This window comes from Pantoea sp. X-Soil-YNGN-775 (assembly GCF_059730575.1).
Map to the genome: position 1 here is coordinate 2,331,014 of NZ_AP035945.1, position 14,252 is coordinate 2,345,265.

The following is a 14,252-nucleotide window of genomic DNA, read 5'->3' on the forward strand; positions in this document are numbered from 1 at the left end:
ATTTTCTGCTGCGATGCCCGACTGCCACAGGGTGGTCGGGCTTTCCAGGCGATTAAAAGGTTTCCCAGTTGTCGTCACCGCGCGAGGCAGACTGACGGGCAACGGTTAACGGCGCATCCAGCTGAAGGCTTTTTGTCGCCGTTGTCTTGTTAACGGCCTGGGCGACAAATTCTTTACCAATATTGAACACTGAGACCGCTTGTTTTAAGTGGCTGGCCTGATCTTCCAGTGCCGCCGCCGCCGCCGCCGACTCTTCAACCAGCGAGGCGTTCTGTTGCGTAACCCGATCCATCTCGGTCACGGCCAGACCGACCTGATCGATACCGCGGCTCTGCTCATCCGACGCCGAGGCGATTTCGCCCATGATGTCGGTCACGCGCGTCACCGCGCTGACGATGTTGCTCATGGTGTCGCCGGCGCTCTCTACCAGCACCGAGCCGGTATTGACGCGGCTGACCGAGTCCTCAATCAGGCCCTTGATCTCTTTCGCGGCCTGCGCGCTGCGCTGTGCCAGGCTGCGCACTTCACCCGCCACTACCGCAAAACCACGGCCTTGTTCACCGGCACGGGCCGCTTCCACCGCGGCGTTCAGCGCCAGGATATTGGTCTGGAAAGCGATGCCGTCGATCACGCTGGTGATATCAGCAATTTTCTTCGAGCTGCCGGCAATCTCTTTCATGGTGGTGACCACGCCATCCACCACTTTGCCGCCCTGCTGCGCGGTTTCTGAGGCGTTGAGCGCCAGCTGCGATGCCTGACGGGCGTTTTCGGCATTCTGCTTCACCGTGGCGGTCAGCTGCTCCATGCTGGCGGCGGTCTGCTCCAGCGAGGCGGCCTGCTGTTCGGTTCGCGAAGAGAGATCGTTATTGCCGATGGCGATTTCGCTGGCACCGGTATAAATGGCGTCAGACCCGTCGCGCACGGTACGCACGGTGCGCACCAGCTCCTGCTGCATGTGCTGTAATGAGGTCAGCAACTCGCCGATTTCGTTACGCACTGAAAGGTCAATCGGCTGGGTTAAATCGCCGCGCGCAATATGCTGGATATGCTCAATGCTCTGACGCAACGGGCGAATCAGTACGCTGCGCATCACGTTCCACACCAGGATAATCATCAGCAGGGTGACGGCCAGCGTGGCGATCACGATGGTGATGGAGCGGGTGTAGGCCTGTTCATTAGCCTGAACGCCCCGCTTCGCCAGCACCAGGTTGTATTCCAGCCAGGCGTTGTAATCTTTCTGGAACTTGTCCTGATAACTCTGGGTCGGCTGATCGACAAAGCCTTTGAAGTTGCCGCTGTTAAAAAACACCATCAGCTCCGCCAGGGCGTCGTGATAGGCCTGATAATTGGCCTGCAGCGCTTTGACGTTATCGGCATTTTTACCTTTCTCTGACAGGTTGGCGTTGAACTGCTGATAGCCGATCTCGGCCTGTTTCAGCTCCTCGCCTGCCAGCGCCACCAGCTCTTTCACCGTGGCGCCCGATCCCGACATCTGCGCATCCTGCAGAAAGCGAATACCGGCGCGGTTAAGGGTGTTACGCGCCTGAACCAGCGAAACCCATGAGGTGCCCATCGCCTGCTGCAGCGTGTTTAAACGCTGGTTATAAGCAAAATTTTCTTTATCTGAACTAACGGTTTTGAAAAACATTCCGCCGGAAAACAGCTGCAGCAGCGCAAACAGCGCCAGCACGCACAGCAGACCGGTCACAACACGTACACGACTAAACATACACACCTCATTGGTTGGCGATTCGCTACTGTTTATCGGCGCATCCGGGGGGAACTTTATGCACGGCGGCGGCTTTACCGCGGCCGCCGTGAGGAGAGGAGAGAAATTACGCGCGGGAGACTTTAAAAACCGAGACGGCCTGGGTCAGCACGCTGGCCTGCTGCTCCAGTGCGGCAGCAGCAGCGGCGGATTGCTCAACCAGCGAGGCGTTCTGCTGGGTGACGCGATCCATCTCGGTGACCGCCTGGCCGACCTGCTCGATGCCACGGCTCTGCTCATCAGACGCAGAGGCGATCTCGCCCATGATGTCGGTCACGCGGGTCACCGCCCCGACGATATCGTTCATGGTGCTGCCGGCGCTTTCGACCTGCAGTGAGCCGCTGTTAACGCGCGCCACCGAATCTTCGATCAACCCTTTGATCTCTTTGGCTGCCTGAGCACTGCGCTGCGCCAGGTTACGCACTTCACCGGCCACCACCGCAAATCCGCGACCCTGCTCACCGGCCCGGGCGGCTTCCACCGCAGCGTTGAGGGCCAGGATGTTGGTCTGGAAGGCGATGCCATCAATCACGCTGATGATGTCGGCAATCTTCTTCGAGCTGCCGGCGATCTCTTTCATGGTGCTGACCACGCCATCAACCACTTTGCCGCCCTGCTGGGCGGTTTCTGACGCGGTCAGCGCCAGCTGTGATGCCTGACGCGCATTGTCGGCGTTCTGTTTCACCGTCGCGGTCAGCTGCTCCATGCTGGCGGCGGTCTGCTCCAGTGAAGCGGCCTGCTCTTCGGTACGGGCGGAGAGATCGTTATTGCCGGCGGCGATCTCACTGGCACCGGTAAAGATGGCGTCAGATCCGTCACGCACGTTGCTGACGGTCATCACCAGCGACTGCTGCATTTCCTGAATGCCGGCCGCCAGCTGACTCATTTCATTGCGTCCTTCCACCAGGATAGGCTGCGTCAAATCACCGGAAGCGATCGCCCGGATATGAGCCAGCAGCTGTTGCAGCGGCTGAATCAATACCTGACGCAGACCGAACCAGCAGGCGACGATCACCACCAGTACCGACACGGCAATCACGCCCAGCAGCCACATCATTTGAGTAAAGGCCTGCTGGTTCTGGGCAATGCCCTGCTCAGCCAGCGCGGTCTGACGGGCGCGCCACTCACCGTAGCTGCCCTGCATCGCCACCTGTTTCTGTTCAATATTCTGTTTAAACATCCCTTCCAGATCGCGCGCCTGCAGACTTTTGACCATCTCTTTCAGGCCGCTGTCGTAGCGGGCGTAATCGGCTTCCAGCCGGTCGCGCAGCGATACCTCCATGCCTGCGGTGCCCGGCAGATTGTAATAAACCTGGAAGTGACGATCGGCTTCGGCTAACTGCGCGTTGGCTTTGTTCATCAGATCGTCGAGCTGGCCGCCATTCATCTGCGAAGCCATGCTGGTTTGCAGTCGCAGCATGGCGCGGTTCAGCGTGGTCCGGCTGTTGTTGAGTGAAATATAGGCGTCGGTCATCGCCGTGACGTTACGATTGGCGACTTGCGACAGGGCAAACGCCGCTTTGTCGGTGTTCAGCGCCGACCAGAACAGGCTGCCGGACAGCAGCTGGAGCGCGCCAAAGATCACCAGTACCGCGATCAGACTGGTCACCACTTTTATTCTTTTTAACATCTTGTTCCCCTGCAGGTTGATTAAGGTGCAGCGGCTATATCGGCGGTCAGTGGCGATGTGTTAACGCTTTTCGCCGCTTTTCAGCTACAATCGGCTTTTGTAATTAATGATATTGCGACAGGACGGTGGGTTTGGCTTTAGTCAGGCTGGCGGGAGAAAAAGCGCGGGTGCGCGCCCCGGCTATGCAGACGGGGCGCGCGCGTGATCAGAACGTTTCCCAGTGGGTATCGCTGACCGGTGCGGTCAGTGCTTTACGCGGCGCCAGCGCCGTCACCGGTGCGGCAATCGGCAGATGTTTAGTCAACGCCTGGCCCGCAGCGGCGCGCTGGATCTTAAACACCGCCACCGACTGGCTGAGGCGACTGGCCTGATCTTCCAGCGAGGCCGCCGCGGCAGCGGACTCTTCCACCAGCGAGGCGTTCTGCTGAGTCACGCGATCCATTTCGGTGACCGCCTGGCCGACCTGGTCGATACCGCGACTCTGCTCATCCGACGCCGAGGCAATCTCGCCCATGATATCGGTCACGCGGGTCACCGCATTGACGATATCGTTCATGGTTTCACCGGCGGTGCCGACCAGCTGGGAGCCGGTGTTCACCCGATTAACCGAATCTTCAATCAGCCCTTTAATCTCTTTGGCGGCCTGGGCGCTGCGCTGGGCCAGATTACGCACTTCACCGGCCACCACGGCAAAACCGCGACCCTGTTCACCGGCGCGTGCGGCTTCTACCGCGGCGTTGAGCGCCAGGATGTTGGTCTGGAAGGCGATGCCGTCAATCACGCTGGTGATATCGGCAATTTTCTTCGAGCTGCCGGCGATGTCACGCATGGTTTTCACCACTCCATCGACCACATTGCCGCCTTTCTGCGCCGTTTCCGACGCGCTTAACGCCAGCTGCGACGCCTGACGCGCGTTTTCGGCATTCTGTTTCACCGTGGCGGTCAGCTGTTCCATGCTGGCAGCGGTCTGCTCCAGCGAAGCCGCCTGCTGTTCAGTGCGGGCCGAGAGGTCATTGTTACCGGCAGAAATTTCGCTGGCGCCGGTGAAAATGGCGTCCGAACCTTCGCGTACGTTGCTCACGGTGCGCACCAGCGACTGCTGCATATCGTGCAGGCTGGCCGCCAGCTGGGTCATCTCATTACGGCCTTCAACCGCGATCGGCTGGGTCAGGTCGCCCTGAGCGATGTGCTGAATATGAGTAATGTTGGTGTTGAGTGGGGTAATTAATACCTTACGCAGACCGAACCAGCACAGCACGATTACTGCTGCCACCACCGCCATGATGGTACCGAGTATCCACAGCATCCGGCTGTAGGCAGAACTGTTCTCATCGACGCCGATGGTGGTCAGGCGGTTCTGATCGGTACGCCAGTCGTTATATAACTTCAGAAACGCAGTCTGGCTGGGTGCCACCGGGGCGTTACCGGCCGCCACCAGATCGTCAGACTGCAACGCGACCTGCAGCGCAGTCAGCGCATCGGCATAGGCGCTGTAGCGCTGATCCAGCTGCTGGTTAAGCTGCAGATTTTGTCCCGGCGTATCGGGCGTCTCTTTGAACACCTTGTAAAAACCGGCCGCCGCCTGCTGGAAGCCTTTGCTGTCGTCAAACAGTCCGGCTACGTCCGCCGGTTTGCCTTCCAGTTTACTGGTGGCGAAACGCAGCTGAATGCGGGTCAGTAACACCCGACTCTGGTTAAGACTCATATAGGCATCATTGAGCGCCTGGGTGTTCTGCATCGCCAGCTGCGAAACGGCAAAACTTTGCTTGTCGTGGCTAAGGGCGGAATAAAAAACGGAGCCGGAAAAGGCCTGTAACAGCCCAAACATCAGCAACACCAGCAGCAAACTGGTGACAACGCGGATTTTCGTTAACATGATTAACCCTGAAAAATGTAAGTGGTAAAGCAGCAAGGTGATTATCGGCAGGCGATAGCGGGAAATTAGGCCAGACAGAATTTTTATTGATTGAAAAATAAAGAAATTATTCAGCAATGAAACGGTCACAGGCCGGGCATATCCGGCCTGTGACGTTGGGATTACGCGCTACGCAGATTATCCACCAGCGCCATTTCGTCGCTGCTCAGCAGCTTCTCAATGTCCACCAGAATCAGCATCCGCTCGCCGAGTGCGCCCAGCCCGGTCAGATACTCGGTCGACATAGTGACCGCGAACTCCGGTGAAGGACGGATCTGATCCTGAGTCAGCGACAGCACATCAGAGACGCCATCCACCACGATACCGACCACGCGGTTTTCAAGATTCAGCACGATCACCACGGTGTTGTCGTTGTATTCAACATCGGGCTGCGAAAACTTCACCCGCAGGTCGATAATCGGCACGATCACGCCACGCAGGTTGGTGACGCCGCGAATAAATTCAGGCGTATTGGCGATGCGCGTTACCTGATCGTAACCGCGAATTTCCTGAACTTTGAGAATATCGATGCCGTACTCTTCGTCGCCCAGCGTGAAGACCAGAAACTCCTGACCCACAGTTTCGCCAGCGATTTTTGTCACGGTTGCCATTCCATTCATGTTATTTACCCTTTCGTTATCAATCAGGCGGCAGCGCCGGCCACACGTTTTTCACGGTTAAGTGATTGCAGTGCTGATACATCAACAATCAGCGCTACGCTACCATCGCCAAGAATGGTGGCAGCGGAGATGCCCGGCACTTTGCGATAGTTACTTTCCAGGTTCTTCACCACCACCTGATGTTGACCAATCAGCTGATCGACCAGCAGCGCGTAACGCTTGCCCGCGCTTTGCAGAATGACGACGATGCCTTGCGTGGCTTCGGTTTTCGCCCCCTGCACATCAAAGACGTTCCACAGCTCGACCAGCGGCAGATATTCTCCACGCACTTCGAGAACGCACTCGCCACCGGCCAGCGGTTTCAGCTCTTCGGCGCGCGGTTGCAGTGACTCCATCACCGCATTCAGCGGCAGGATAAACACTTCATCCGCCACGCGAACCGACATGCCGTCGAGGATCGCCAGCGTCAGCGGCAGCAGGATGCGAATGGTGGTGCCTTTGCCCTGCTTCGACGAGATTTCGACGTGACCGCCCATCTCCTGGATATTTCGTTTCACCACGTCCATGCCAACGCCACGGCCGGAGACATCGGTCACCTGCTCGGCGGTTGAGAAGCCAGGCGCGAAAATCAGCATGCCGACATCTTCGTCGCTCATGTTTTCGCTGACCGGCAGGCCGGATGAGAGCGCTTTCGCCAGAATACGCTCACGGTTCAGGCCGGCACCGTCATCGGACACTTCGATGCAGATGTTGCCGCCCTGATGTTCTGCTGACAGCGTCAGGTTACCGGTCGCCACTTTACCGGCCGCCAGACGTTTGTCGGGTGATTCGATGCCGTGGTCGAGGCTGTTACGCACCAGGTGAGTTAACGGATCGATGATGCGTTCAATCAGGCTCTTATCGAGTTCGGTTGAGCTGCCCAGCAGCGTCAGTTCCACCTCTTTGCCGAGCTTGCTCGCCAGGTCACGCACCAGACGCGGGAAGCGGCTGAAGACATATTCCATTGGCATCATTCGAATCGACATCACCGACTCCTGCAGATCGCGGGCGTTACGCTCCAGCTGTCCCATGCTGTTCAGCAGGTCGCCGTGGGCCACCGGATCGAGTTCGCCGGAACGCTGAGCCAGCATCGACTGGGTAATCACCAGCTCGCCAACCAGGTTGATCAGCTGATCGACCTTTTCCACCGCCACGCGAATGCTGGTCGATTCGCTTGATTTGGCCGGGGCCGCCACGCGCTTGCTTTCGCGTTTCACCGCGGCGACCGGCAGTTCAGTGACGCTGGCGCTCTGCACTTCGGCTGCCACTGGCGCTTCTGGCAGCACAACCGCCGCTGCCGCTGCGTTTTCTTCAGCCTGCGGGAAGCGAATCTGGGCTTCATCAATCACGAAGCAGAGCACCGCAACGATGTCATCTTTACCGACGCCATCAATGCAGACGTCGAGCGTGTTGCTGCCCTTCTGCACGTTGGTCAGCGTGCCGAGATTGCCCATCTCTTCCAGCATCAGATCGACTTCTTTCTCTTTCAGGTCGATCAGCTGCACCCGCAGCGCACTGCTGCTGGCGGCGGGCGCGCTGGCAGCGGGCGCGCTGGCAGCGGGCGCGGCACTGGTGGACGCTTCAACCGGCAGGCCTTTAGCCTCTAACGCCAGCTGACGCAGCGCTTCACAGATATATTTAAAGCTCTCCGCGTTTGGCTCTTGCGCGGTTTTATAAGCATCGAGCTGTTCCTGCATAATATCTTTGGTTTCCAAAAACAGGTTGATGATGTCGGTGCTGAGCTGCATCTCGCCGCGACGAGCACCATCCAGAATGTTTTCCAGGATGTGAGTGGTTTCCTGTAATACCGTAAAACCAAAGGTTCCGGCGCCACCCTTAATCGAGTGGGCGGCGCGGAAGATGGCGTTAAGCTGTTCAGAGTCTGGTTCCTGCGGGTCGAGACCCAGCAGGTGTTGTTCCATATCCGCTAACAGTTCATCGGCTTCATCAAAAAACGTCTGGTAAAAATCGCTGATGTCCATACTCACGGGGATCACCTCGGCTGTGAGGGGGCTGCTGTATTCACCGCGCTGCCTGGTGGTGCAGGTGCGGTAATCTGTTCAATCGCCGCCGGATCGCTGATCTGGACGGCATCACTTTCTGCGTTCTCTTTTTCTATTGCCGCTTCGGTGTCGTGGTTCAACACCAGCAGGCTGATACGGCGGTTAACCGCATCATTCCCGCCGCGATTTTTCAGGCGCATGGTGTCGGCCATGCCTAACACCCGCAAAATTTTGCCGCTGTCTAAGCCGCCAATCACCAGTTCACGCCGCGAGGCGTTGGCGCGATCGGCCGATAACTCCCAGTTGCTGTAGCCTTTGTCACCGCTGGCATACTGAAAATCATCGGTATGACCCGCCAGGCTGATGCGGTTAGGAATGCCGTTCAGGATCGGCGCAATGGCGCGCAGAATGTCGCGCATATAAGGCTCGACTTCGGCTCTGCCGGTCTTAAACATCGGGCGATTCTGGCTGTCGATAATCTGGATACGCAGCCCCTCTTCCACCATGTTGATGATCAGATGCGGGCGCAGCGCTTTCAGACGCGGATCGGCTTCAATCAGCTGATCGAGTTTTTCCCGCAGCCGGTTGAGACGGATCTCGTCCAGCTTGCGTTTCTGCTCATCCATATCGACCACTTTCTTCACTTCGCCGATCTTTTGCGTCGGATCGTCACCGCCGCCAGGGATCGGGCTTTCACTGTCGCTGCTGCGCTGTCCACCGGTTATCGCCACTTTAAGCGGCGTTTTAAAGTAGTCAGCGATCTGCACCAGCTGCTGCGGGTTAGCGATAGAGAGCAGCCACATCACCATAAAAAACGCCATCATCGCCGTCATAAAGTCGGCATAGGCGATTTTCCACGAGCCGTGGCTGCCTTCATGTCCTTTATGTTTGCGCTTTTTGATCAGCACAATTGGGCGATTGCCGTGCTTCATGAGGTCTCGTCCGAAGTCTGTTTAGCCGGGTTTTTCGCGTTACGTACGTGCTCTTCCAGTTCGCTGAAAGAGGGACGCTCTGCCGAGTAGAGCGTTTTACGGCCAAATTCCACGGCAATCTGCGGCGCATAGCCATTCAGGCTGGAGAGCAGCGTTACCTTGATGCACTGCATCATCTTGGTGGTTTCAGCACACTTCTGCCGCAGGACTGACGCCAGCGGTGAGATAAAGCCATACGCCAGCAGAATACCGAGGAAGGTACCGACCATCGCATGGGCCACCAGCGCACCTAATTCCGCCGCCGGGCGATCGGCCGAGGCCAGTGCGTGCACCACCCCCATTACCGCCGCCACGATACCGAAAGCCGGCAGGCCATCACCCACCGCTGCTATACTTTGCGCCGGTACGTCACACTCGTGTTCGTAGGTCTCAATCTCTTCATCCATCAACGCTTCAATCTCGAAGGCGTTCATGTTGCCGCTGACCATCAGGCGCAAATAATCGGTAATAAAATCGACTAACTGCTTATCGGCAAGAATACGCGGATAATTAGCAAAAATTTCGCTCTGGCTGGGATCTTCAATATCGCGTTCCAGCGATAACATCCCCTGCTGACGCGACTTAGCCATCAGGCGATAAAGCAGCGCCATCAGGTCCATGTAAACGGCTTTGTTATATTTTGACCCGCGAAATAACAGCGGCAACGCTTTCAGCGTTTTTTTAATCGACTTGCCGTTGTTACCCACTAAAAATGCACCAGCGCCGGCCCCGCCGATCATTAATAATTCGGCTGGCTGATACAGCGCGCCGAGATGGCCGCCCACCAGCGCATATCCGCCCAACACGGAGCCTAAAACAATCAAATAACCTACAATTATTAGCACAAGAAATCCTTACGTCCGTAACGTGTTGGTGGAAGTTAAGCCAGAGAGCCGCAGGTGTTATTCGTAAAACGGAAGCAAAAAAAAAGCAGCGGTATTAACCGCTGCTGGATGGCTTCCACAGTGCGAACAAACTTAAACGGCGCGTTTAACCTGTTCATCCAGCAGTTGTGGAAACATATCGGCAGAATCTGCAGAAAGTTTACGTCTTTTTACGGCACGTGATGGCGGCTGGCACAGGCTGCAGACAAAGCTGCCGACTGGCTGATGGGCATGATTAATAAAGCTGCCATTACAGCTTTTGCAATCGGCCAGTTCCAGCATGCCACTTTCAACGAATCGCACCAGGGTCCATGCACGCGTTAGCGCCAACAGCGGGCCCTCGTCCGATTGCGGACACTGTTCGAGATATAACCGGTAGGCTTTAATCACGGCATCAACGCCGCTGCACAGTCCGGTTTTCAGTAAAAATTTCCAGGCGTTACAGAACATGGAAGCATGAATGTTCTGCTCCCAGGTCATAAACCAGTCGGTCGAAAAAGGCAGCATGCCTTTCGGTGGCGGGCTGCCACGCAACTCTTTATACAGCTTAATCAGACGGCCACGGCTCAGCTGGGTTTCGCTTTCTAACATCTGTAAGCGCGCGCCCAGGGTAATCAGCTCCATCGCGAGCTGAATATCACGCGCTTCCTGAACAATACTTTTCTCAGTCATCACATCGCCCTCTTTTTAGCAGGCGCGTCATCTTTAGACGCGTTACGCAGTAAACGGCTGGATAATAAAATGCCGGTGTGGATTTGCTGTAAATCATCCACGCGTGATTCCTGCGTCAGGCGATTAATTGTGCTGCTGTCGGTAAAACGAAACTGGCAAACCAATTGATTGGTTTCCGCCATTTTTACCATTTCAGGCAGAGTTAATTCAGATAATGCATCCGCCATCTTCTCATCAATACCGAGGCGAAACATTGCAGATGCTTTTTCCTGGTTAATTAATCGCTGCGCAAGCAGTAAATATGACAAGTTGAGATCGTAAATATGTTTTAGTAATTCAGATGTACCCATTTTTCCATCCTGAGAGACGCGACGTAACTTCACCACAGATTATTATCTGCGTATCGAGCTGCTGATTGGTAAATCTAAAGATGGCAAAAAAAATAGTGTGTCGTGCAAATGTCACTGCTTTTTGCCTTCATCTTATGTGCGGGTTACAGGCCCGCTGAAAGTCAAAAATCCAGGCCATTTTATTTTCGAGTTGTAACCATCTTCCGTGACGTCTTCTTACATTTTTTAAGACTAATCCGAAAACAAGGCAAATCTATATCGTCTGATTTCCACATACAACGACAGTAATGTGAAATTTTAGATAAAGTGTGATGCAGATCACACTTTTAAGGCAAATTTCTTCAGCAACCCTTTACGATCATTTGTCTGTTGCTCATTTTTTAAGCAAAAATTGACGATTTTAAGTCGAATTGGTCCTGAGAAAGGTTTAATAGGGGGTAAAACAGGCTCTATTCCACGGTTTGATAGCCGACCGATCTAATGTCGGTGTTAATCGATTTAACACACTATTTAGAACCATTTAAAACAGTCATATCAGAATATTATGCTACTGAATGCCGTGACCAATCGCTTTTAAATTAGTTACTTAAGGTAAGTATCGCAGAGGGTGAGTAATGAAAGCGTTAAGGTTTTTACGGCAGTATTGGCACTCACTGGCAGCCTGACGTTAACAGTTGCAGTCGTCTGTTTAGTATACGACATCAGATGTAACAATGGGTTACATAAGCAAGTTGAATGAATCGGCGAGAGTTTTAATCAGCCTGACAAGTATCGGCAGGCGGCAGCTAAACTTGAGTTAAGAAGGTAAAGAAAGCAGGCTAAGCCTCTTATCAGTCGTTTTTTCGCGCATTTGATTTTTTTTGGCCGATCTGCCAGCGGTTCAGGCATCAGGCGAACACCGCGCGAGGCAAAGGTAACGGCAGCGAAGGTGTCTGAATGTAACGGAAGGATACAGCGCGCGCTGGCTGTAAAAAAGGCCACGACATCCGACGATGTCGTGGCCTGGCAGCGGCTAATCAGGCGAGTTTTGGAAAGGTCGCGACTTTATTTACCGTGCCGTGGTCAGCACTGCGTGGCGCAATGCGTTCCAGGTCTTTCAGGAAGTTCTCGCGCCAGGCGGTAATATCGTTTTTACGCAGTACCGCCATCATGTCGTTGTAGCGTGAAATTCTTTCGGTACGCGGCATGGTAATCGCTTTGTCGAGCGCTGCCGCCACTTCGTCGCGGTCATACGGGTTGACGATCAGCGCTGAGGTCAGCTCATTGGCCGCACCGGCAAAGCGCGACAGCACCAGCACACCTGGATCGTCCGGGTCCTGCGCCGCCACATACTCTTTCGCCACCAGGTTCATGCCGTCACGCAGCGGCGTCACCAGACCCACATCGGTCAGGCGAAAGATTTTCATCAGCAGTCGGCGGTCGAAATGCTGGTTAAGGTAGTAGAGCGGCGTCCAGCCCAGCGTGCCGTATTTACCGTTAATGCGCCCTGCTTCGGTTTCCAGCTGGTGACGAATATCCTGATAGGCCTGCACATCGCTGCGCGAAGTCGGCGCAATCTGCGAATAGCGAATTTTACCGCGGTGCTGCGGGAAGTTCTCCAGCAGCGCTTCGTAGGCCAGGAAGCGTTCCGGCAGTCCTTTAGAATAGTCGAGACGCTCACAGGCAATAATATTGCGCGCGTCACCCAACTCTTTTTTCATCGCCGCCATCTTCGGTGGCAACGGCCCTTCCGCCATCTCTTTAATGCTGTCAGGTTCAATCCCGATAGGGTAAACCTCAGTCATAAAGGTATTGCCGAAAGCGCGATGCTTTTTGTCACCTTTATTCTGCAACTGCGTAAGCTGGCTAACGCTGTCGAGGAAGGCGACCCGATCCGACTCGGTCTGGAAGCCAAGCAGGTCATACTCGCACAGCATTTCCAGCAGTTCCTGATGCGGCGGCAGGGCGTTGAAGATTTCTGGCGTCGGGAACGGAATATGCAGGAAGAAACCGATACGGTTATTAATGCCGGCGCGACGCAGTGCCGCCGCAAAAGGCAGGAAATGATAATCGTGGATCCACAGAATATCATCCGTCTTAATCAGCGGTTTTAACCGCTGAGCTACCGCGTCGTTAACTTCGCAGTAGCCTTCCCAGGCTTCACGCTGGAACTTAACCAGATCAAGACGATAATGGAAGGCGGGCCAGATAACCGTATTTGAGAACTGGCAGTAGTAGAGATCGTATTCGTTCTGGCTTAACGGGAAGGAGGCGTATTCGATACCCTCGTGCTGCTGGACCGAAACATCATCTTCTTCTTCACCGGAGAACTCGCTGATTTCACCGTTCCAGCCAAACCACAATCCGCCTGTGCTTTTCAACGCGTCCAGAATGCCGACGGCGAGACCGCCTGCGCTGGTTTTAGCCCCATTTGGAATGGCGATACGGTTAGATACAACCACTAAACGACTCATAACCTAAACTCCTTACCGACGTTGTCTTGCTTTAATCGTAATAATGTTCGTTCCAGCCAGTGATATACCGCCTCGACGTTATTCAGCCGAAAGCGTGCCTGACTGGAACCTTCGCCGACCTTAATCGAAATGCCCTGCATGGCGTTTACCACCGCAAAGCCTTTCTCGTCTGTCAGGTCGTCTCCAATAAATACCGGAATGCATCCGGCAAAAGGCGCTTGTTGCATAAAATCACGAATGGCGGCGCCCTTATCAATACCTAAGGGTTTTATCTCCACCACACATTTGCCCGGCTGAAGCGCCAGCCCCGGAAATCGTTTCACTGACTGTTCAGCCAGTCGCATCACATCCTGCTCATGCTGTATTGCCTGACGATAGTGAAGCGCAAAGGCCATGCCTTTGATCTCCAGCTGGGTGCCAGGCCATAACGCCATCGCGTTTTGCAGTTCCGTCCTGAGTTCCTGTTCAACCTCGACCGGCAGGCTAATGCGGTGCATCTCCCCATCTGCATCACGGCGTTCTGCACCGTGGACACCAGCGGCAGGACCGCGCCACGGCGCAGCCAGGGCGTCGAGTTGCGCAATCGGCCGACCAGAAACCAGCGCCAGCGCACCGTGACTAACATCAGAGAGTTGCAGCAACTGCGCGACAACCTGTTCAGGAATAAACACCGCTTCGGGACGGGACTGTATCGCTGCCAGCGTGCCATCGACATCAAAAAAGAAGGCGTAACGTCCGCCTTCCAGCGTCGGGAACGTGTCAGAGCTGTTTACCGCTTGGGTCACGTCACTTCTCCTGAATTTCGAAATTTGAGTTCAAATCAAGGATGTCCTGACGCAGTAGGGTCAGCAAGAGGGAAATTCTGATAACGTGGCGATTGAGGGGCAAAACAGGGCGATTTAACAGGTCACTCTCCTCAAACTTGCAAGCTCATTACTGACAATACT

At 55.1% G+C, this 14,252-nt stretch carries 11 protein-coding genes; all 11 read right to left on the reverse strand.

The window, feature by feature from the left end; genetic code table 11:
- Positions 1 to 52: 52 nt before the first annotated feature.
- A complete protein-coding gene (locus AC6I8I_RS11025) occupies positions 53 to 1,729 on the reverse strand; it encodes a methyl-accepting chemotaxis protein (protein WP_312757284.1) in 1,677 nt (558 codons plus the stop codon).
- Positions 1,730 to 1,835: 106 nt separating this feature from the next.
- Positions 1,836 to 3,398: a methyl-accepting chemotaxis protein gene (locus AC6I8I_RS11030; protein WP_312057501.1), complete on the reverse strand. Its 1,563-nt coding sequence runs from the start codon at positions 3,396 to 3,398 to the stop codon at positions 1,836 to 1,838.
- A 205-nt stretch (positions 3,399 to 3,603) separates the two neighbouring features.
- Complete coding sequence (locus AC6I8I_RS11035) at positions 3,604 to 5,274, reverse strand: methyl-accepting chemotaxis protein (RefSeq protein WP_497827836.1); 1,671 nt, start codon at positions 5,272 to 5,274, stop codon at positions 3,604 to 3,606.
- A 161-nt stretch (positions 5,275 to 5,435) separates the two neighbouring features.
- Entirely contained in the window at positions 5,436 to 5,933 is a 498-nt protein-coding gene (gene cheW, locus AC6I8I_RS11040) for a chemotaxis protein CheW (protein WP_031376437.1), read from the reverse strand.
- A 23-nt stretch (positions 5,934 to 5,956) separates the two neighbouring features.
- On the reverse strand, positions 5,957 to 7,954 hold the full coding sequence (cheA, locus tag AC6I8I_RS11045) for a chemotaxis protein CheA (protein WP_497828654.1): 1,998 nt from the start codon (positions 7,952 to 7,954) through the stop codon (positions 5,957 to 5,959).
- Between the two features lie 11 nt (positions 7,955 to 7,965).
- Positions 7,966 to 8,907, reverse strand: a complete 942-nt coding sequence (gene motB, locus AC6I8I_RS11050) for a flagellar motor protein MotB (protein ID WP_312057499.1) — start codon at positions 8,905 to 8,907, stop codon at positions 7,966 to 7,968.
- Positions 8,904 to 9,791 (reverse strand): flagellar motor stator protein MotA, encoded by an 888-nt coding sequence (gene motA / locus AC6I8I_RS11055; protein WP_031376434.1) that lies wholly within the window; start codon positions 9,789 to 9,791, stop codon positions 8,904 to 8,906. Before motA ends, motB begins: the two co-directional genes overlap by 4 nt.
- A 132-nt stretch (positions 9,792 to 9,923) precedes the next feature.
- Positions 9,924 to 10,502, reverse strand: a complete 579-nt coding sequence (gene flhC / locus AC6I8I_RS11060) for a flagellar transcriptional regulator FlhC (RefSeq protein WP_312057497.1) — start codon at positions 10,500 to 10,502, stop codon at positions 9,924 to 9,926.
- On the reverse strand, positions 10,502 to 10,852 hold the full coding sequence (gene flhD / locus AC6I8I_RS11065) for a flagellar transcriptional regulator FlhD (protein ID WP_031376432.1): 351 nt from the start codon (positions 10,850 to 10,852) through the stop codon (positions 10,502 to 10,504). Before flhD ends, flhC begins: the two co-directional genes overlap by 1 nt.
- Before the next feature lie 1,016 nt (positions 10,853 to 11,868).
- The gene (gene otsA / locus AC6I8I_RS11070) at positions 11,869 to 13,305 is read right to left on the reverse strand and encodes an alpha,alpha-trehalose-phosphate synthase (protein WP_497827837.1); all 1,437 of its coding nucleotides are present in this window, start codon (positions 13,303 to 13,305) and stop codon (positions 11,869 to 11,871) included.
- Positions 13,302 to 14,090 carry a trehalose-phosphatase gene (gene otsB / locus AC6I8I_RS11075; protein ID WP_497827838.1) on the reverse strand — a complete coding sequence of 263 codons (789 nt, stop codon included), beginning with the start codon at positions 14,088 to 14,090 and terminating at the stop codon, positions 13,302 to 13,304. The genes otsA and otsB overlap by 4 nt, the downstream gene beginning before the upstream one ends.
- Positions 14,091 to 14,252 lie beyond the last annotated feature (162 nt).

Excerpts from the sequence above, each read along its gene's own strand:
- AC6I8I_RS11030 (WP_312057501.1), bottom strand. The coding sequence starts at position 3,398 with ATGTTAAAAAGAATAAAAGTGGTGACCAGTCTGATCGCGGTACTGGTG.
- AC6I8I_RS11035 (WP_497827836.1), bottom strand. The coding sequence starts at position 5,274 with ATGTTAACGAAAATCCGCGTTGTCACCAGTTTGCTGCTGGTGTTGCTG.
- cheA (WP_497828654.1), bottom strand. The coding sequence starts at position 7,954 with ATGGACATCAGCGATTTTTACCAGACGTTTTTTGATGAAGCCGATGAA.
- otsA (WP_497827837.1), bottom strand. The coding sequence starts at position 13,305 with ATGAGTCGTTTAGTGGTTGTATCTAACCGTATCGCCATTCCAAATGGG.
- motB (WP_312057499.1), bottom strand. The coding sequence starts at position 8,907 with ATGAAGCACGGCAATCGCCCAATTGTGCTGATCAAAAAGCGCAAACAT.
- cheW (WP_031376437.1), bottom strand. The coding sequence starts at position 5,933 with ATGAATGGAATGGCAACCGTGACAAAAATCGCTGGCGAAACTGTGGGT.
- AC6I8I_RS11025 (WP_312757284.1), bottom strand. The coding sequence starts at position 1,729 with ATGTTTAGTCGTGTACGTGTTGTGACCGGTCTGCTGTGCGTGCTGGCG.
- flhC (WP_312057497.1), bottom strand. The coding sequence starts at position 10,502 with ATGACTGAGAAAAGTATTGTTCAGGAAGCGCGTGATATTCAGCTCGCG.
- flhD (WP_031376432.1), bottom strand. The coding sequence starts at position 10,852 with ATGGGTACATCTGAATTACTAAAACATATTTACGATCTCAACTTGTCA.